Source organism: Comamonadaceae bacterium OTU4NAUVB1 (genome assembly GCA_024372625.1).
Classification (GTDB): Bacteria; Pseudomonadota; Gammaproteobacteria; order Burkholderiales; family Burkholderiaceae_C; genus Variovorax.
The window spans coordinates 1,208,986-1,227,137 of record CP099605.1 but is presented as its reverse complement, the minus strand read 5'-3'; the positions used below and the strand labels follow the sequence as shown (position 1 = coordinate 1,227,137).

18 protein-coding genes are annotated in these 18,152 nt (G+C 73.7%); 14 read left to right on the top strand and 4 right to left on the bottom strand.

The genetic code is table 11. From position 1 onward, the window contains the following. Nucleotides 1-29: 29 nt before the first annotated feature. Together NF681_09135 and NF681_09130 are read left to right on the top strand one after the other, a co-directional pair. Complete coding sequence (locus NF681_09135) at nt 30-659, top strand: PadR family transcriptional regulator (protein UST55316.1); 630 nt, start codon at nt 30-32, stop codon at nt 657-659. An 11-nt stretch (nt 660-670) separates the two neighbouring features. Next, entirely contained in the window at nt 671-1,501 is an 831-nt protein-coding gene (locus NF681_09130) for a siderophore-interacting protein (GenBank protein ID UST55315.1), read from the top strand. Nucleotides 1,502-1,537: 36 nt separating this feature from the next. Here the strand turns inward: NF681_09130 and queG are convergent, their stop codons facing one another. Continuing rightward, entirely contained in the window at nt 1,538-2,653 is a 1,116-nt protein-coding gene (queG, locus tag NF681_09125; protein UST55314.1) for a tRNA epoxyqueuosine(34) reductase QueG, read from the bottom strand. Between queG and tsaE the strand changes: the two genes are divergently transcribed. The 3 genes from tsaE to NF681_09110 all read left to right on the top strand — a co-directional run bounded on the left by tsaE (nt 2,639) and on the right by NF681_09110 (nt 5,167). Continuing rightward, a complete protein-coding gene (tsaE, locus tag NF681_09120; GenBank protein ID UST55313.1) occupies nt 2,639-3,193 on the top strand; it encodes a tRNA (adenosine(37)-N6)-threonylcarbamoyltransferase complex ATPase subunit type 1 TsaE in 555 nt (184 codons plus the stop codon). The genes queG and tsaE overlap by 15 nt on opposite strands. Nucleotides 3,194-3,227: 34 nt before the next feature. Next, nucleotides 3,228-4,787, top strand: coding sequence for an N-acetylmuramoyl-L-alanine amidase (locus NF681_09115; GenBank protein ID UST55312.1), 1,560 nt, complete (start codon nt 3,228-3,230; stop codon nt 4,785-4,787). Between the two features lie 122 nt (nt 4,788-4,909). After that, complete coding sequence (locus tag NF681_09110) at nt 4,910-5,167, top strand: glycine zipper 2TM domain-containing protein (GenBank protein UST55311.1); 258 nt, start codon at nt 4,910-4,912, stop codon at nt 5,165-5,167. A gap of 139 nt (nt 5,168-5,306) precedes the next feature. On the opposite strand, the gene NF681_09105 is transcribed toward NF681_09110, so the two are convergent. Continuing rightward, the gene (locus NF681_09105) at nt 5,307-5,756 is read right to left on the bottom strand and encodes an energy transducer TonB (protein ID UST55310.1); all 450 of its coding nucleotides are present in this window, start codon (nt 5,754-5,756) and stop codon (nt 5,307-5,309) included. A 25-nt stretch (nt 5,757-5,781) separates the two neighbouring features. After that, a complete protein-coding gene (locus NF681_09100; GenBank protein UST55309.1) occupies nt 5,782-6,450 on the bottom strand; it encodes a DedA family protein in 669 nt (222 codons plus the stop codon). Nucleotides 6,451-6,553: 103 nt separating this feature from the next. Here NF681_09100 and mutL point away from each other — a divergent pair, with 103 nt between their 5' ends. The 8 genes from mutL to NF681_09060 all read left to right on the top strand — a co-directional run bounded on the left by mutL (nt 6,554) and on the right by NF681_09060 (nt 16,583). Next, complete coding sequence (gene mutL, locus NF681_09095; protein UST55723.1) at nt 6,554-8,440, top strand: DNA mismatch repair endonuclease MutL; 1,887 nt, start codon at nt 6,554-6,556, stop codon at nt 8,438-8,440. A 120-nt stretch (nt 8,441-8,560) separates the two neighbouring features. After that, complete coding sequence (locus NF681_09090; protein UST55308.1) at nt 8,561-9,448, top strand: lysophospholipase; 888 nt, start codon at nt 8,561-8,563, stop codon at nt 9,446-9,448. Between the two features lie 109 nt (nt 9,449-9,557). Continuing rightward, entirely contained in the window at nt 9,558-10,619 is a 1,062-nt protein-coding gene (miaA, locus tag NF681_09085; GenBank protein UST55307.1) for a tRNA (adenosine(37)-N6)-dimethylallyltransferase MiaA, read from the top strand. Continuing rightward, on the top strand, nt 10,616-11,272 hold the full coding sequence (locus NF681_09080; protein ID UST55306.1) for an ABC transporter ATP-binding protein: 657 nt from the start codon (nt 10,616-10,618) through the stop codon (nt 11,270-11,272). Before miaA ends, NF681_09080 begins: the two co-directional genes overlap by 4 nt. A gap of 17 nt (nt 11,273-11,289) precedes the next feature. Further along, nucleotides 11,290-13,899 (top strand): ABC transporter permease, encoded by a 2,610-nt coding sequence (locus NF681_09075; GenBank protein UST55305.1) that lies wholly within the window; start codon nt 11,290-11,292, stop codon nt 13,897-13,899. Then, a complete protein-coding gene (locus NF681_09070) occupies nt 13,899-15,119 on the top strand; it encodes a carotenoid 1,2-hydratase (GenBank protein ID UST55304.1) in 1,221 nt (406 codons plus the stop codon). Before NF681_09075 ends, NF681_09070 begins: the two co-directional genes overlap by 1 nt. A gap of 109 nt (nt 15,120-15,228) precedes the next feature. Continuing rightward, nucleotides 15,229-15,663, top strand: a complete 435-nt coding sequence (locus tag NF681_09065) for a VOC family protein (protein UST55303.1) — start codon at nt 15,229-15,231, stop codon at nt 15,661-15,663. Between the two features lie 68 nt (nt 15,664-15,731). Beyond that, nucleotides 15,732-16,583, top strand: coding sequence for an amino acid ABC transporter substrate-binding protein (locus tag NF681_09060; GenBank protein ID UST55722.1), 852 nt, complete (start codon nt 15,732-15,734; stop codon nt 16,581-16,583). A gap of 9 nt (nt 16,584-16,592) precedes the next feature. On the opposite strand, the gene NF681_09055 is transcribed toward NF681_09060, so the two are convergent. Further along, nucleotides 16,593-17,486 carry a LysR family transcriptional regulator gene (locus NF681_09055; protein UST55302.1) on the bottom strand — a complete coding sequence of 298 codons (894 nt, stop codon included), beginning with the start codon at nt 17,484-17,486 and terminating at the stop codon, nt 16,593-16,595. Between the two features lie 78 nt (nt 17,487-17,564). On the opposite strand from NF681_09055, the gene NF681_09050 reads away from it, so the two are divergent. Beyond that, complete coding sequence (locus NF681_09050) at nt 17,565-18,152, top strand: flavin reductase family protein (protein ID UST55301.1); 588 nt, start codon at nt 17,565-17,567, stop codon at nt 18,150-18,152.

The window sequence follows — 18,152 nt, the reverse complement described above, 5'->3', positions numbered from 1 at the left end:
TCGCCCATCGACATCCGAACGGACACCCCATGCGACACATCCACCCTGCCCCGCGCCTCCACAGCCGCCACGCCGACCCGGGCGGCGGCACCGCCGAGCAGCCCGGCGCCGACCCCGGCCCACCCCGTGCGGCCGACGAGCGACCGTCGCGCGGTGGTGGCGGGGGCGGCGGGGGCCGACGCGGCGGGGGCGGCCGCGTCTTCGGCCACGGCGGCCTGCGCTTCGTGCTGCTGCAGCTCATCGCGGACAAGCCCGCGCACGGCTACGAACTCATCAAGGCGATCGAGGACCGCCTGGGCGGCGCCTACGCGCCGAGCCCCGGCATCGTCTACCCGACCCTCACCCTGCTGGAGGAACTGGGTCACCTGGCCGTGGACACCGCCGACGGCAGCAGCCGCAAGCGCTACAGCGCGACCGATGCCGGGCGCGAATTCCTGGCCGCCCACCGCGCCACCACCGACGAGCTGATGGCCCGCATGCAGGGCGGCGTCGACGGCGCGGGCCCCCGTGGCGGCCGTCCGCCCCCGGTCACGCGCGCCATCGAGAACCTCAAGCTCGCGATGCGCATGCGCCTGTCGGGCGACCCCCTGACGCCGGCCCAGGCCCGCGCCTTCGCCGCCGTGCTCGACCACGCGGCCCAGCAGATCGAAAGCCTCTGACCATGAACCCGATGTCCACCGCTCCCTCCCCCTCCGCCGTGACCGACCGCGCCCCGCAGCGGGTGCGCCACGCCCTGCGCTTCCGCGCGCTCGACGTCCTGGCGGTCGAGCACGTCACGCCGCACCTGGTGCGCGTGACGCTCGGCGGCGCCGACCTCGAAGGCTTCCACAGCCCCGGCTTCGACGACCACGCCAAGCTGTTCTTCCCGGACGAGGCCACCGGCGCGCTGACGCTGCCCACCGCCGGCCCCGACGGCCCCGTCTGGCCCGAGGGCCGCAAGCCGACCATGCGCGACTACACGCCACGCCGCTTCGACGCCGAGGCCGGCACGCTGGCGATCGATTTCGCACTGCACGTCGCCGGTCCGGCCACGCGCTGGGCCCGCCAGGCCGCGCCCGGCCAGCGCCTGGGCGTGGGCGGACCGCGCGGCTCGTTCCTGGTGCCGACCGCCTTCGACGGCCACCTGCTGATCGGCGACGACACCGCCCTGCCCGCCATCTCGCGCCGCCTGGCCGAACTGCCCGCCGGTGCCCGCGCGCTGGTGCTGGCCGAGGTCGACGGCCCGGCCGACCACGTCGCGCTGCCGAGCGCGGCCGACGTCACCCTCGCCTGGGTCCACCGCGAGGGCGCCACGCCCGGCGCCGTGCCGCTGCTCGACGCCCTGCGCGCCGCGACCTTGCCCGCGGGCGACCTGCACGCGTGGATCGGCTGCGAATCGGCGGCGGCCAAGGCCCTGCGCGCGCACCTCGTGGGCGAACGCGGACTGAATCCGAAATGGGTGCGCGCCTCGGGCTACTGGCGCCGGGGCAGCGCCGCGACGCACGACACGCACGACGAGTGAGCCCGGCGCGGCGGCCATGGCGCCACGGCGGCGAGCTCAGTCGGGCCCGGGCGCGGTGGGCGCGGTGGGCGCGGCGACCGGCAGGCCCGGCGTCGCCGCCAGCGCCCAGGCGACGTGCTCGCGCACCAGCGCGCTCGGGTGCTCCCGCCGCGTGGCCAGGGCCCGGCGCGCGTCCGGCTCGCCCGCGCGCAGCGCGTTCCCCAGCGCCACGGCGAGGTTGCGCAGCCAGCGCTCGTGGCCGATCCGCCGGATCGGGCTGCCCTCGGTGCGGCGCAGGAACTCGTCCTCGGTCCAGGCGAAGAGGTGCGCCAGCGCGCTGCCCGCGAGCCCGTCGCGGGCGTCGAAATCCGGCAACGTGCTTCTTTGCGCGAACTTGTTCCAGGGGCAGGCGAGCTGGCAGTCGTCGCAGCCGTAGATGCGGTTGCCCATCAGAGGGCGAAGTTCGGCGGGGATCGCGCCCGGATGCTCGATGGTCAGGTAGGAGATGCAGCGCCGGGCGTCCAGGCGCTGCGGCGCGACGATGGCGCCGGTCGGACAGACGTCGATGCAGGCCGTGCAGCGACCGCAGTGCGGCGTGACCGGCTCGCTCGGCGGCAGCGCCATGTCCACGTAGATCTCGCCGAGGAAGAACATCGAGCCGGCCTCCCGGTCGAGCACCAGCGTGTGCTTGCCGCGCCAGCCCTGGCCGCTGCGCGCGGCCAGCTCGGCCTCCAGCACCGGGGCCGAGTCGGTGAAGGCGCGGTGGCCGAATTCGCCGACCTCCTGCGCGATCCGCCCGGCCAGCGTGGCCAGCCGGGAGCGCAGCACCTTGTGGTAGTCGCGGCCCCGGGCGTAGAGCGAGACGATGCCCTCGGCCGGCCGCGCGAGCCGGTCGAACTCGATCGCCTGCCAGTCGGGCGGCGTGGCGCGCGGCAGGTAGTCCATGCGGGCGGTGATGACCGAGGCGGTGCCCGGAACCAGTTCGGCCGGCCGGGCGCGCCGGGTGCCGTGCGCGGCCATGTAATGCATCTCGCCATGGAACCCTTGGGCCAGCCACTGCATCAGACCCGGCTCCGCGCTCGACAGGTCGATGCCGGCGATGCCGATTTGGGAGAATCCCAGTTCCCGGGCCAAGGCCCGAATCCGAATGACGAGTTGATGGCTGCCGATCACCTGCCGATTGTAGAAACCGCCCCCTTGACCCCGCCACCCACCGACCCGAAGCCCCGCGCCGCCACCCTGGCGTGGCGCGACGAAGCCGACACCGAGGCCTTCGCGCGCGCGCTGGCCGCGCAGCCCGCGCTGCGCGACGCCTTCGTCGCGCTGCACGGCGACCTGGGCGCGGGCAAGACCACCTTCGTGCGGCATCTGCTGCGCGCCCTGGGCATCGCCGGGCGCATCAAGAGCCCGACCTACGCGGTGGTCGAGCCGCACGAGGCGCCCGACGGCCTGGTCATCCACCATTTCGATTTCTACCGCTTCGGCGATCCGCGCGAATGGGACGACGCGGGGTTCCGGGACATCTTCGCCGCCGGCGGCCTCAAGCTCGCGGAGTGGCCCGACAACGCCGCCGGCCGCTTGCCGGTGGCCGACCTCGCCGTGCACATCGACGCCCGGGCCGACGCCACCCGGCGCGTGACGCTGGAGGCCGGCACCGCGCGCGGCCTCAAGCTGCTGGCCGCCGTGGCCGATAACACCGACATGGCGTCCTGAGCACCGCGACGCCCTTCTCCCCCACGACCCCTTCATGACCCAGGCTCCGAAACCACCCCGTGACTCCCGCCGTGCCCTGCTCAAGGCGGGCAGCCTCGTGCTCCTGCTGGGCGCCCAGGAGATCGCGCGCGGCGCGAGCATCGTGGCCGTGCGCGTCTGGCCGGCGACCGACTACACCCGCGTCACCATCGAATCCGACAGCCCCCTGCAGACCCAGCAGCAGGTGGTGGGCAGCCCGCCGCGCCTGGCCATCGACATCCAGGGCATCGACCTCGACCCGGCGCTGCGCGACCTGGTGCGCCAGATCAAGCCCGGCGATCCCTACATCGACGGCCTGCGCGTGGGCCAATACGCCCCGGGCGTGGTGCGCATCGTGTTCGACCTGAAGCAGGCGGTGCAGCCGCAGGTGTTCTCGCTCGCGCCGGTGGCCGCCTACCGCCACCGGCTGGTGCTCGACCTCTACCCGGCACAGCGCGTCGACCCGATGGAGGCGCTCATCGCCGACCGCCTGCGCTCGGCACCCTCGGTGTCGATGGCGCCCGCGCCGCCGGCCCCGCCCGGTCCGGCCACGGCGTCGGGCCCCATCGCCGCCGACCCCCTGGGCGAGCTGATGGCGCAGCAGGCCGACCGCGCCCAGGACGGCGTGCCATCCGCGTCGGGCACCGGCAACTGGCCGGTCGTGCCGGCCACGCCGCCGATCCCGATCCCGCTGCCGGCCCGCCCGCCCGCCATGGCGGCGGCACCGGCCGTGCGGCCCCCGCCACCGGCCGCCGCGCTGCCCTCGCAACTGCCGCCGCCGATGGCCTCGGCGCCGCCGCCCCCCAGCGTGGCCGCCACCCGGCGCAGCACCGCCACGCCCAACCGGACCGACCGCATCATCATCGTCGCCCTCGACCCCGGCCACGGCGGCGAGGACCCCGGCGCCACCGGCCCCAACGGCACGCGCGAGAAGGACATCGTGCTGCAGGTCGCGCACCGCCTGCGCGACCGCATCAACGCGGCCAACGTCGGCGGCAGTCCGATGCGCGCCTTCCTCACGCGCGACGCCGACTTCTTCGTGCCGCTGGGCATGCGCGTGCAGAAGGCGCGGCGCGTGCAGGCCGACCTGTTCGTGAGCATCCACGCCGACGCCTTCAGCAACCCCGAGGCGCGCGGCGCGAGCGTGTTCGCGCTGAGCCAGTCGGGCGCGTCGAGTTCGGCCGCGCGCTGGCTGGCCAACAAGGAGAACCAGGCCGACAACGTCGGCGGCGTGAACGTGGGCAGCCACGAGGCGCAGGTGCAGCGCGCCATGCTCGACATGAGCACCACGGCGCAGATCAACGACAGCCTGCGGCTGGGCTCGGCCATGCTCGGCGAGATCCAGCGCATCGGTGCGCGGTTGCACAAGGCCGGCGTCGAGCAGGCCGGCTTCGCGGTGCTGAAGGCGCCCGACATCCCCAGCGTGCTGGTGGAGACCGCCTTCATCAGCAACCCCGAGGAAGAGGCGAAGCTGCGCTCGCCGACCTACCAGGACGACCTGGCCGACGCCCTCATGCGCGGCATCCAGCGCTATTTCGCGCAGAACCCGCCGCTCGCGCGCAGCCGTCAGCTCTGAGGCGAGCGCTCACCGCGCGCGGGACCGGTGCACTCGCGCACCTGACTGGGGCGGCTTCCTACAGTCGGCCCTCCGGCGGTGGCCACAATGGGTGTCACAACTTCTTTCAAAAGGTGAATCCCATGAAGACACGTCTCTGGATCGCAGCCGCTGCCGCTTCGTCGGTCATGGTCCTCGCGGGCTGTGGCACCGGCCCCAACCAGCAGATGGGCGCCGCGGGCGGTGCGGTGGGTGGTGCCGTGCTGGGCAACGTGCTGGGCGGCAACACGGCGGCGACCGTCGGCGGCGCGGCGCTCGGCGGCCTGATCGGCAACGAGGTCGGCAAGAATTCCGACCAGCGCAACAACCAGCGCTATCGCAGCGACGGTTCGCGCTACTGATCCGCCGGAGGGCCCGGGGCCGCGTGAGCGCGCCACGGCCCGATCGACCCCGAAGAGGCGTGCCCCGAAAGGCACGCCTCTTTTGCTTGGCGCGGAGCCGGCGGGATCACGGCCGCCGGCGCTGGCCCGCCACGCCCGTTCAGCAGTCCAGCGGACGCAGTCCCCGGCACCGAGACGAAGCGCGGAAACGGACCGGCATCCGGGTCGTCACCGCGACCGGCACACCGTCCTCGAGGTACGGCGCGAAGGTCGCGCCGGACAGGCCGCGAACGGCCGCCGCGTCCACGCCGGCATCGCCGCTGCCCTCGACGACCACGACGCGGCGGACCCGGCCCCGGGCGTCGATGTGCAGGCGCAGGACGGTGGTGCCGCCGGCGACCGGGTCGCTCAGGTTGCGCATCGGCCGCGTCACGCCGAGCCGCCCGACGACCTGCAGGCCGTCGGGGTCGACCACCTTCGCGGGCCAGGGGGCGTCGGGCGTCGCGCACCCCGCCGCCAGCACGCAGGCCAGGCCCAGTGCGATCAGGAACGGGTTTCCGGCGGGTCGCCGGGGCCGGTGCGGGAGGATCGGAGCGAGCGGGACCGTCACGGGATCGACTCGGCCATGCGTGGCGTCAGCGGGGCAGTTCCGTCGCCTCGCGCAGGCGCTCGGCGCGCCCGGCGCGCCAGGCACCGAAGATGGCGATCAGGCCCGGCACCAGGATCAGGCCCCAGATGATCTTCTCCAGGTGCTGGCGCACGAACGGCAGGTTGCCGAAGAAATAGCCGGCCGTGCCGATGCCCAGCACCCACAGCAGCGCGCCGGCCACGTTGAAGAGCGTGAACTTGCCGCGGTCCATGGCGGCCACGCCCGCCACGAAGGGGGCGAAGGTGCGGATGAACGGCATGAAGCGCGCCAGGATGATCGTGATGCCGCCATAGCGCTCGTAGAACGCATGGGCCTGGTTGAACGCCTTCTTGTTGAAGAAGCGCGAGTCCTCCCACTGGAAGACCTTCGGCCCCAGGTGGCGTCCGATGGTGAAGTTGCACTGGTCGCCCAGGATGGCCGCCACGATCAGCACCGCGCAGGCGATCGGAAAGCTCATCAGCCCGATGCCGCACAGCGCCCCGACGATGAACAGCAGCGAATCCCCGGGCAGGAACGGCATCACCACCACACCGGTCTCGACAAACACGATCGCGAAGAGCAGCGCGTACACCCACGGCCCGTAGGCGATGACGAAGGCCTCGAGGTGCTTGTCGATGTGGAGGATGAAGTCGATGAGAAAGTGCACGATTTCCATGGGGCGGATTATGCGCAGCCCGGTTTCCCCCGCCGGCGCCCGGCCGGAACCCAAAACCTAGAATGATCCGGTGCCCCTTCCTTCCGACCGCCCGGACCCCGCCCTGCCGCCCTTTTCCGATCCCGCCACGGCGCGGGTCGCGCCGCGCCGCCCCATCCGCGAACTGCCCGACGAGCTGATCAGCCAGATCGCGGCGGGCGAGGTCGTCGAGCGGCCCGCGTCGGTGGTGCGCGAGTTGCTGGACAACGCGCTCGACGCCGGCGCCACGCAGGTCACGGTGCGGTTGTCGGCCGGCGGCGTGCGGCTGATCTCGGTGGAGGACGATGGCGAAGGCATCGCGCGCGGCGACCTGAGCATCGCGCTGCGCCGCCACGCCACCAGCAAGATCGCCAGCCTGGGCGACCTGGAGACGGTGGCCACGATGGGCTTCCGGGGCGAAGCGCTGGCCGCGATCAACGCCATCGCCGACCTGACCCTGCACTCGCGCGAGCGCGGCGCCGCCGCCGCCCACGCGCTCGACGGCCGCACCGGCGAGCTGCGCCAGGTGGCGCGCGCCGAGGGCAGCACGGTCGAGGTGCGCGAGCTGTTCTACGCGACGCCCGCGCGGCGCAAGTTCCTGAAGACCGACGCCACCGAACTCGCGCACTGCGTCGAGGCGGTGCGCCGCCACGCGCTGGCGCGGCCGGACGTCGGCTTCTCGGTCTGGCACGACGGGCGCCTGGTCGAGCAGTGGCGCGCCCATCCGGCGCGCGAACCGCGCCTGGCCGATGCGCTGGGCGACGACTTCGTGGCCCGCAGCGTGGCCGTCGCCCACGCGGTGGGCAGCCTGAGCGTCGAGGGGCGCGCCGGCATCCCGGACGCGGCGCGCTCGCGCGGCGACCAGCAGTTCTTCTACGTCAACGGCCGCTTCGTGCGCGACCGGGTGCTGGCGCACGCGGTGCGCAGCGCCTACGAGGACGTGCTGCACGGCCAGCGCCAGCCGGTGTTCGCGCTCTACCTGCGCATCGACCCCGCGCGTGTCGACGTCAACGTCCATCCGACCAAGATCGAGGTGCGCTTCCGGGACGGCCGCGAGGTGCACCAGGCCGTACGGCACGCCGTGGAGAACGCACTCGCCGCCCCGCGCGCGGGCGACGCCGCGACCGTCGCGGCGCCGACCCCGTCCGCACGGCCGGCCGGCGGCGGCGTCGCCATGCCGCCGGCCTGGACCCAGCCGCGCATGCACTTCGCCGCCGAACGCGGCACGGGCGACCAGGCCGCGATGTGGCCCGCGACGTCCTTCTCCGGCGCGGCGCCGTCGATGCCGCCGGCGGCCACCGGTGCCGGGCCGGCGGGCGTGCCGTGGGCCCCGACGGACGCGGACGCGGCCGTTCCCGGCGCCGCCGACACCGGCGCGACCGACGACGTCTGGCCGCTCGGTCGTGCCCTGGCGCAGCTCCAGGGGATCTACATCCTGGCCGAGAACCGCCAGGGCCTGGTCATCGTCGACATGCACGCCGCGCACGAGCGCATCGTCTACGAGCGCCTGAAGACGCAGTTCGACGGCGCGGCCATCGTCAGCCAGCCGCTGCTGATCCCGGCCACCTTCGCCGCCACGCCACAGGAGGTGGCCACGGCCGAGGCCTGCGCGGCCGTGCTGGCCACGCTCGGCCTGGAGATCGTGCCGTTCTCGCCGCGTACCCTGGCCGTGCGCGCCGTCCCGGGCACCCTCGCCGACGGCGATGCCGTCGAACTGGCGCGCAGCGTGCTGGCCGAGCTGGCGCAGCACGATGCCGCCACCGTCGTGCAGCGCGCGCGCAACGAACTGCTCTCGACCATGGCCTGCCACGGCGCCGTGCGCGCCAACCGCCGCCTGACCCTCGACGAGATGAACGCCCTGCTGCGCCAGATGGAGACGACCGAGCGTTCGGACCAGTGCAACCACGGCCGGCCGACCTGGCGGCAGGTGTCGGTGCGCGAACTCGACGGGTGGTTCCTGCGCGGGCGTTGACCTACAAAAAGCGTAGCAAAGTACTACATAGGGGTTTCCGCTGTCCTCCCGCGTCCGGGCATGCACGTTGCATGGCATTGCCAGGAACTTTCGGCCGCTCCATCGGCTCTGTCCAAACGCATGAAACATTGGTCGCTCTTCGCCTCCGTTATCGCACTGTTCGCGCTGCTTGCCGGCGGATGCTCGACGCTCGACGCGCGTCAGCGCGAATGGATCTTCCAGCCCAGCGACCGCAGCTGGGGCAACTCCGAGGCGATGACCGAGGGCATGGCGCACGTCTGGATCGACTTCCAGTCCTCGGTCACCGGTGAGCCGGCCCGGCTGCACGGCCTGTGGCTCGGTGGCGCGCCGGAGTCGGCCGACACGCCCGTCCTGCTCTACCTGCACGGCGCGCGCTACAACGTCGCCGGTTCCGCCCCGCGCATGCAGCGGATGCACGAACTGGGCTTCTCGGTGCTGGCGATCGACTACCGGGGCTTCGGCAAGAGTTCGGCCGGCCTGCCCTCCGAGGCCACCGCCCGCGAGGACGCCCGCGCCGCCTGGACCTGGCTGGCCGCGCGCCATCCCCGGCAGCACCGCTACATCTTCGGCCACTCGCTGGGCGGCGCCATCGGCATCGACCTGGCCTCCAACGTCAAGGACGAGAGCGGCGTGATCGTCGAGAGCACCTTCACCTCCATCGCCGACGTGGCCAGCAGCTTCAAGTGGGGCTGGCTGCCCTTCGGGCCGTTCATCACGCAGCGCTTCGAGGCCATCAGCCGGGTCAAGGACATCGGGTCGCCGCTGCTGGTCGTGCACGGCACGGCCGACAGCCTCATCAACCCGACGCTGGGGCGCCGCCTGTACGAGGCCGCGACGGTGCCCAAGATGTTCGTGCTGGTCGAGGGCGGTTCGCACCACAACACCAACTCGATCGGCCAGGCGCAGTACCAGGCCGCGCTGACCCAGCTGTTCAAGATGAAGCCGGTGGTCACCCAGGTGGCCGGCGAGAGCGCACCGGCCATCTGAGGGCAGGCACCGGCGACCGCCACGCCGGGCGACGCCACCGGCGGCGCCGCCGGCAACCGCGGCGGGCCTGCGCGCAGGAGGGTCGGGGCGCTTTTGCTACCCTCGACCGATGCCTTTTTCTTGCGACGCCGTCGCCGCGCCACCGGCGTCCACGGCGACTTCCGCCACGCCAGGACCACCCCCCCGCTACCTCGCCCTCGCCGGGCCCACGGCGGCCGGCAAGACCGCCGCCGCGCTGGCCATCGCGCGGGCGCTGCCGGTGGAGATCGTCAGCGTCGATTCGGCCCTGGTCTATCGCGGCATGGACATCGGCACCGCCAAGCCGTCGGCCGCCGAACGCGCTGAGGTCGCGCACCATCTGATCGACATCCGCGACCCGCGCGCGCCCTACAGCGCCGCCACGTTCGTCGCCGACGCGACGCGGCTGATCGGCGAGATCGCCGCGCGCGGGCGGCTGCCGCTGCTCGTGGGCGGGACGATGCTGTACTTCAGGGCGCTGATCGAAGGCCTGGATGCCATGCCCCCGGCCGACGCGGCCACGCGCGCCGTCATCGAGACCGAGGCCGCCGCGCACGGCTGGCCGGCGCTGCACGCGCGGCTGGCCGAGGTCGATCCGGCGACCGCCGCGCGGCTGGCGCCGCACGACAGCCAGCGCATCCAGCGCGCGCTGGAGGTATGGCGCACCAGCGGCCGGCCGCTGTCGAGCTTCCAGCGCGCCCACCGGGACGACGATCCGGCCGAAGCGTCGCCCGCCGCGCCGGCAGGCCTGCGCCCCGCCGCCCTGCTGTCGCTGGAGCCGACCCAGCGTGCCTGGCTGCACGCGCGCATCGCCGAGCGCTTCGACGCCATGCTGCGTGAGGGCCTCGTCGACGAGGTGCGGACCCTGCGCGCGCGCGGCGACCTGGACCCCGACCTGCCCGCGATGCGCTGCGTCGGCTATCGCCAGACCTGGGAACTGCTCGACGCGGCGGCGGCCTCGTCGCCGACGGCGACCCTGGGCGACGCCGCCCTGGACACGTTGCGCGAGCGCGGCGTCGCCGCCACGCGCCAGCTCGCCAAGCGCCAGACGACCTGGCTGCGCGGCATGCCCGCGCGCACGGTGATCGCGGCCGACGCGCCCGACGCCGCCGCGCAGGCGGTGGCGCACGCCCTGCGGGTGGCCACGGCATGACGCTCGCCATCGAGGGACTCTCCAAGCGCTACGGCGACGCCACGGTGTTCGCCGACGTCTCGCTCGAAGTGGCGGCGGGCGAATTCGTCGCCATCGTCGGCGAATCGGGGGTCGGCAAGTCGACCCTGCTCAACTGCATGGCCGGGCTCGACACCTGGGACGCCGGCCGCGTCCTCCACGACGGCACCGACATCGGCGCGCTCGGCGCCGAGGCCTGCGCGGTCTGGCGGCGGCGCCACGTCGGCTTCGTGTTCCAGGCCTTCCACGTGCTGCCGCACCTGGACGTGGCGCAGAACGTGGCGCTGCCGCTGCTGCTGCTGGGAGAGCGGGAGGCAGCGTCGCGGCCGCGCGTGGCGGCGATGCTCGAGGCGGTCGGGCTGGCCGGCCTGGGCGCGCGGCTGCCGCAGCAGTTGAGCGGCGGCCAGCTGCAGCGCGTGGCCATCGCGCGGGCGCTGGTGCATCGCCCGGCGCTGCTGCTGGCCGACGAGCCGACCGGCAACCTCGACCCCACCACCGCCGCGAAGGTCATGGACGTGCTGCTGGCGCAGACGCGCGAGCACGGCGCCTCGCTCGTGCTGGTGACCCATTCCGAGGCCGCCGCCGCGCGCGCCGACCGCGTGCTGCACCTGCGCATCGACGGCATCGCGCGCTGAACCCGGCCGAAAGCCCGATGCGCGCGCTGCTCGTCACCTTCTCCTGGCAGGAACTGCGCCACCATCCGTGGCGCAACGCCGCCGCCGCCATCGCCGTGATGCTGGGCGTGGCGCTGGCGTTTTCCGTGCACCTGATCAACGCCTCGGCGCTCGACGAGTTCTCCAGCGCCGTGCGCTCGGTCAACGGGCAGCCGGACCTGGAGCTGCGGGCGGCCGGCGGCGGCTTCGACGAGGCGGTGTTCGCCCGCGTGGCGACGCACCCGCAGGTCGTGCTGGCCAGTCCGGTGGTGGAAGCGCAGGTGCGCATCGCGCGGCCCCGGGTCGGCGGCGCGACGTCGCAGGACGACGGGACGGCGGCGCCCGCGACGCTGCGCATCGTCGGCGTCGACGCGCTGGCGATCCCCACCCTCGCGCCCGCGCTGATGCCGCGTCCGGCCGACGACGCGCCGCGCCTGGCGATCGTCTCGCCGGGCCAGGCGTTCCTCAACGCCGCGGCGCGCGAGGCGATCGGGCCGGACGCGACGCGCCTGGACGTGCTGTGGCAGGGCCAGCGGCGGACGCTGGAGGTCGCCGGCCACGTCAGCGCCGGCGGCGCGGCGCTGGCCGTGATGGACATCGGCGCCGCGCAGGAACTGCTCGGGCGCATCGGCCGCCTCACGCGGATCGACCTGCGACTGGCCGCCGGCATCGACCGCGCCGCCTTCATCGCCGGGCTGCGCGACGCGCCCGACTGGCCGGCCGACGTGCAGATCGCCGAACCGGGCGACGCGGCACAGCGCGTGAGCAACCTCTCGCGCGCCTACCGCGTCAACCTCACGGTGCTGGCGCTGGTGGCGCTGTTCACCGGCGCCTTTCTGGTGTTCTCCGTGCTGGCGCTGAGCGTGGCCAAGCGCGCCCAGCAGTTCGCCCTGCTGGGCGTGCTGGGCCTCACGCCGCGCGGACGGCTGCGCCTGGTGCTGGCGGAGTCGCTGCTGCTGGGGCTGGTCGGCAGCCTCGCGGGCATCGCGCTGGGCACCGGCCTGGCCGCGCTGGCGCTGCGGGTGCTCGGCGGCGACCTGGGCGGCGGCTATTTCGCCGGGGTGGCGCCCACCCTGCGCTGGAACGGCACGGCCGCCGCCCTCTACGGTGCGCTGGGCGTGGCGGCGGCGGGCGTGGGCGGCTGGTGGCCCGCGCGCGCCGCGCAGGCCCTGCCCGAGGCGCAGACGCTCAAGGGCCTGGGCGCCGGGTCGGCGCGCGGTGGCGCCTGGTGGCCGCCGGTGGCGCTGCTGGCCGCGGGCGTGGCGCTCGCCAACGCGCCGCCGGTCTTCGGACTGCCGGTGGCGGCCTACCTGTCGGTCGGCTTCCTGCTGGTGGGCGGCATCACCGCGCTGCCGGCGCTGGTCGCGCTGCTCTACGACCGCCTCGCGCCACTGCTGTCGCGCCACGTGCTGCCGATGCTGGCGGTGGAGCGCGCGCGCCGCATGCGGGGCACGGCGGCGGTGGCGGTCAGCGGCGTGGTCGCGAGCCTGAGCCTGGCGGTGGCGCTGACGGTGATGGTGGCCAGCTTCCGCGACTCGGTCACGCAGTGGCTCGACGTCGTGCTGCCGGCCGACCTCTACCTGCGCGTGGCGGGCAGCGGCGGCGGTGGCGGACCCGGCGGCGACGACGGCGCCGCCGCCTTCACGCCGGACGTGGTGCAGCGCCTCGCCCGGCTGCCGGGGGTCGAGCGCACCGGCACGCTGCGCCTGCGCGCGCTGCTGCTGGACCCCGCGCGACCGGCCGTGACGCTCATCTCGCGTCCGCTGGAGGACGATCCGGCGCGCGCCCTGCCGATGGTCGGCGAGGTGCTGCCGGTGCCACCCGGGCGCATCGGCATCTACGTCAGCGAGGCGATGGTGGACCTCTACGGGGCCCGGCCCGGCAGCGAATTCGCTCCGCTCGCGCGCGCGCTGGGCGTGGCGGCGGGACCGGTGCCGCCGGTGTTCTTCGTGGCCGGCGTCTGGCGCGACTACGTGCGCCAGTTCGGCGCCATCACACTGGAAGCGCGCGAATTCGAGCGCCTCTCGGGCGATCGCAGCGCGAGCGACGTGTCGCTCTGGCTGGCCCCGGGCGCCGACGAGGGCGCCGTGCAACGCGACGTGCGGGCCCTGGCGCAGCGCGAGGGCGCGCTCGCGGGCGACGCCATCGAGATCAGTTCGGCCGGCCAGATCCGCGCCGCCTCGCTGCGCATCTTCGACCGCAGCTTCGCAGTCACCTACTGGCTGCAGGGCGTGGCGATCGCCATCGGCCTGTTCGGCATCGCGGCGAGCTTCAGCGCGCAGGTGCTGGCGCGGCGCAAGGAATTCGGCCTGCTGGCGCACCTGGGCTTCACCCGGGCCCAGGTGCTGGCCATCGTCGCCGGCGAGGGCGCGGCGTGGACCGCGATCGGCGCGGTCGCCGGGCTGGCGCTGGGGCTGGCGGTGTCGGTCGTGCTCGTGCGGGTGGTCAATCCGCAGAGCTTCCACTGGACCATGGACCTGCTGGTGCCGTGGGCGCGCCTGCTGGCCCTGTGCGCGGCGGTGGTCGCGGCCGGCACGCTGACGGCCTGGATCGCCGGCCGCGCGGCGGCGGGACGCGACGCCGTGCTGGCGGTGAAGGAGGACTGGTGATGGACGACGGATTCGACCGCGATCGCCGTGCCGTGCTGGCCGCCCTGCTCGCGCTGCCGGTGGCGCGTGGCGCCGCCGCGGCGGAGCCGCCGGAGGCCGACGCCGGCGCGGCGCCATCGGCTGGCGCGGCCCTGCCCGCCTCGGCGACCCCGACCCGGACACCGGCGCCGGTCCCGTCCGGCGCCGAGGCCCCGGCGGCGGCGCTGCCGCCGCGCGCGCTGGTCTTCCCGCGCGACTTCGGCAGCCATCCCGAACTGCGCACCGAGTGGTGGTACATCACCGGCCGGGCGACGGCGCGCGCCGACGGGCGTGCGCCCGGGCGCGAGTTCGGCTTCCAGCTGACCTTCTTCCGCTCGCGCGTGGACGCCACGCGCGGCATGCGTTCGGCCTTCGCGGCGCGCCAGCTCGTCTCGGCCCATGCCGCGCTCACCGACCTCGACGGCGCGAACGGCAGGCTGCGCCACGACGAGCGCATCGCGCGCGCGGGCTTCGGCGTCGCCGGCGCGAGCGAGCGCGACACCGACGTGAACCTGCGCGACTGGCACCTGCGGCGCCGGCCCGCCGACGGCCACTACGAAGCCGCGCTACCGGCCGGCGACTTCGCCCTGGCGCTGACCTTCGCGCCGACCCAGCCGGTGCTGCTGCAGGGCCGCGCCGGCCTCTCGCGCAAGGGCCCCGATCCGTCCCAGGCGAGCTATTACTACAGCGAGCCGCAACTCGCCACGCGCGGACGCATCACGCTGCAGGGCCAGGCCTTCGAGGTCGACGGCACCGCCTGGCTCGACCACGAATGGAGCGAGGCGCTGCTGCACCCCGAGGCCGTCGGGTGGGACTGGATCGGCATGAACCTGGACGACGGGAGCGCGCTGACCGCCTTCCACCTGCGCCGCGCCGACGGCAGCGCGTTGTGGGCCGGCGGTTCGTTCCGGCCGCGCGACGGCGCCGCGCGCACCTTCGGCGCCGACGAGGTCCGCTTCGAGGCGCAGGCGCGCTGGACCAGTCCACGCACGCGGGCCGTGTATCCGACGCGCTGGCAGGTCGACACGCCCGCCGGCCGCTTCGCCGTGCGCGCCCTGCTGGCCGACCAGGAGCTCGACAGCCGCGCCTCGACCGGCTCGGTGTACTGGGAAGGCGCGAGCGAACTGCTCGACGCCGGGGGCCGGCGCGTCGGACGCGGGTACCTGGAGATGACGGGCTACGTGGCGCGGCTGCGGCTCTAGGCACGCGATTCATCGATTCCGTCGATGCTCAGCGCAAAAACATATCGTTTTTCTTCGTTGGCAGTGCGCTCTAGAGTCCCGTCGTCCCAACCACTCCGACGATGACGCCATGACCGACTCCTCCAACGTCCGCATTCCCTTCCACCTGGCCTTTCCGGTCCGCGACATCGCCGAGGCCCGCGCCTTCTACGGCGACCTGCTGGGCTGCCCGGAAGGCCGCAGCGCGCCGGAATGGGTCGATTTCGACTTCCACGGCCACCAGATCGTGGCGCACCTGGCGCCCGACGAGTGCGGCCACCGCCAGAGCAGCGCCGTCGACGGTCACGACGTCCCGGTGCGTCACTTCGGCGCCATCGTGCCGATGGACCGGTGGCAGGCGATGGCCGACAAGCTGGTCGAGCGCGGGACCGCGTTCGTCATCGAGCCCTACGTCCGTTTCAAGGGCGAGGTCGGCGAGCAGGCCACGATGTTCTTCCTGGACCCGTCGGGCAACGCGATCGAGATGAAGTCGTTCGCCAACCTCGATTCGCTGTTCGCGAAATGAGCGGCATCGTGAGGACGGCGCGCCGCTGCGCGGGCGTCGTCGCCATCGCCTTGTGGCTCGCGCCCGGCATGGCCGCCGCGCAGACCGACACGCTGAAGAAGATCAGGGACTCGGGCGCCATCACGATGGGCGTGCGCGACGCTTCGGGCGCCATGTCCTTCACGCTGGGACCGGGCAAGTACGCCGGCTTCCACGTGGACGTCTGCGAGCGCATCGTCGCCGACATCAGGCAGGCGCTGCGGCTGGACAAGCTCACCGTGAACTACCAGCTGGTCACGCCGCAGAACCGCATCCCGCTGGTCCAGAACGGGACCGTGGACATCGAGTGCGGCACGACCACCAACAACCTGGCGCGCCAGAAGGACGTGGCGTTCGCGCCCACGCTGTACGTGGAGGGCATCCGGATCGCGGTCCGGGCGGGTGCCGGCATCGCGACGCCGACACAGCTCTCCGGCAAGGCCGTCGCGGCCACCACCGGTACCACCTCGGTGCAGCTGCTGCGCAAGCTGCAGCGCGAGGGCTTGAACGACGTGCGGGAAGTCCTCGCCAAGGACAACGCCGAAGGCTTCCTGCTGCTGGAGACCGGGCGCGCGGACGGCTTCGCCGCCGACGGGCAGATCCTCGCGACGCTGATCTCCAGGAGCAGGGAGCCCGCCCGGTACAGGCTGCTCGACCAGGTGCTCAGCGTGGAGCCCATCGCGATCATGCTGCCCAGGGACGACCCGGCCTTCAAGCGGCAGGTGGACCGCAGCGTGGTGGCGCTGGCCCGCAGCGGCGAGGTCGCGGCGCTCTACGACAAGTGGTTCGTCCAGCCCATCCCGCCGCAGAACCTGACGGTGGGCCTGCCCGCCAACGCACTGACGCGCGCGGCCTGGGCGGACCCGACCGACAAGCCGCTGGAAGCGTACGAGGCGCGCTGACGCGCGAGTTCAATGGGTCCCCGGCGCCGCGTCCGCCACCTCCGCCGCCTCGCGCAGGCATTGCGCGAAATGGGCGACGATGGCGGGCGTCGCCTTCGGCTTGCGCTGCAGCAGCCCGATCTCGCGGTAGAACGTCGACGCGCCCAGGGAGATCATGCGGGCCTCCCGGGGCAGGGGCGAATGCGCTTCGACCAGGGGCACGAGCGCGACCCCCAGCCCCCTGGCGGCCAGGTGGATCAGTCCGGCGATCTCGTCGATCTCCACCGACTCCCGCACCGCGATGCCTTCACGGCGCAGGAACCGCTCCACCATGCGTCCCCCGAAGGACACCCGGTCGTAGCGCAGGAACGGCTGCTCGCCCAGCAACGCGCGCCAGTCCGTGCCCGGCAGGCCGGCGGGCGCCACCAGCACGTAGGGCTCGTGCACCAGCGACTGCCAGGTCAGCTCCGGCAGGATGCCGAACGGCGGCCGGATGATCAGCGCCGCGTCGATCCGGCCGGCGTCGAGTTCGTCCATCAGCCGCATCGACACGCCGGGGGCGACATGCGCGCGCACCAGCGGAAATCGTTCCCGCAGCATTCCCAGCGCGCGCGCGAGCAGCGTCGGCTGCACGGAGGCGATGGCGCCGATGCGCAGCAGCACGCCCTCGGACGGATCGTCGGGCACGTCGCCCAGCTTGGCGTAGAGCGCGCAGATCGCCTCGGCGCGCTGCAGGGTCGTGTGCCCGGCGGCGTTCAGGACGGCCGAGCGGCTGGTCCGGTCGAAGAGGTCGAAGCCCAGGCTTTCCTCGAGCCGCCGGATCTGGCTGCTGACGGCCGATTGCGTCAGGCCGATCCGCTCCCCCGCCGCGGCGAAAGTCCCGTAGCGGCACACGGCGATGAAGGTCCTGAGTTCGCTGATCATCCGGCAAGCATCGCGAGAATCGATGGCTCGGTCAATTTCACATCGACGGCGTTCGGCCTTCGGCCTTCGACACATCCCATGAAAACACACCTCGCTCCCGTCCCGCTCGACAAGGCCTACCGCCTGCTCACGCACGGCCCCACCGTCCTGGTGTCGGCGCACCACGCCGACACCGACGACGTCATGGCCGCCGCCTGGGCTTGCGCCCTGGACTTCTCGCCGCCCAAGCTGACGGTCGTGCTCGACAAGGCCACGCGCACCCGCGAGCTGGTCGAGGCCGGCGGCGCGTTCCTGATCCAGGTGCCCACCGCCGCGCAGTTGCGGCTGACCCATGCCGTGGGCACCCGCAGCCTGAAGGACTTTCCGGACAAGCTGGCGCGCGCGGGCGTCGAGCTGTTCCGGATGGACGGCCACGACCTGCCCTTCGTGGCGGGATGCTCGGCCTGGCTGGCCTGCCGGCTCATCCCGGAGCCGCGCAACCAGGCCGTCCACGACCTGTTCATCGGCGAGGTCGTGGCGGCCTGGGCCGACACGCGCGCGTTCGCGCAGGGGCATTGGCGCTTCGAGGCGGCCGGCCCCGAGTGGCGCAGCCTGCACCACGTCGCGGGCGGCCATTTCTACGCCATCGGGGAGGCGCTGGACGTCGGGGACGTCGCGCAGGACTGA

Bases quoted from the DNA above. Each gene is read 5' to 3' on its own strand.
- NF681_09080 (UST55306.1), top strand. From the start codon at position 10,616: ATGACGCTCGCCATCGAGGGACTCTCCAAGCGCTACGGCGACGCCACG.
- NF681_09055 (UST55302.1), bottom strand. From the start codon at position 17,486: ATGATCAGCGAACTCAGGACCTTCATCGCCGTGTGCCGCTACGGGACT.
- NF681_09135 (UST55316.1), top strand. From the start codon at position 30: ATGCGACACATCCACCCTGCCCCGCGCCTCCACAGCCGCCACGCCGAC.
- NF681_09090 (UST55308.1), top strand. From the start codon at position 8,561: ATGAAACATTGGTCGCTCTTCGCCTCCGTTATCGCACTGTTCGCGCTG.
- NF681_09070 (UST55304.1), top strand. From the start codon at position 13,899: ATGGACGACGGATTCGACCGCGATCGCCGTGCCGTGCTGGCCGCCCTG.
- tsaE (UST55313.1), top strand. From the start codon at position 2,639: ATGGCTGCCGATCACCTGCCGATTGTAGAAACCGCCCCCTTGACCCCG.
- NF681_09130 (UST55315.1), top strand. From the start codon at position 671: ATGTCCACCGCTCCCTCCCCCTCCGCCGTGACCGACCGCGCCCCGCAG.
- NF681_09075 (UST55305.1), top strand. From the start codon at position 11,290: ATGCGCGCGCTGCTCGTCACCTTCTCCTGGCAGGAACTGCGCCACCAT.
- NF681_09110 (UST55311.1), top strand. From the start codon at position 4,910: ATGAAGACACGTCTCTGGATCGCAGCCGCTGCCGCTTCGTCGGTCATG.
- NF681_09060 (UST55722.1), top strand. From the start codon at position 15,732: ATGGCCGCCGCGCAGACCGACACGCTGAAGAAGATCAGGGACTCGGGC.
- NF681_09065 (UST55303.1), top strand. From the start codon at position 15,229: ATGACCGACTCCTCCAACGTCCGCATTCCCTTCCACCTGGCCTTTCCG.
- NF681_09050 (UST55301.1), top strand. From the start codon at position 17,565: ATGAAAACACACCTCGCTCCCGTCCCGCTCGACAAGGCCTACCGCCTG.
- miaA (UST55307.1), top strand. From the start codon at position 9,558: ATGCCTTTTTCTTGCGACGCCGTCGCCGCGCCACCGGCGTCCACGGCG.
- NF681_09100 (UST55309.1), bottom strand. From the start codon at position 6,450: ATGGAAATCGTGCACTTTCTCATCGACTTCATCCTCCACATCGACAAG.
- NF681_09115 (UST55312.1), top strand. From the start codon at position 3,228: ATGACCCAGGCTCCGAAACCACCCCGTGACTCCCGCCGTGCCCTGCTC.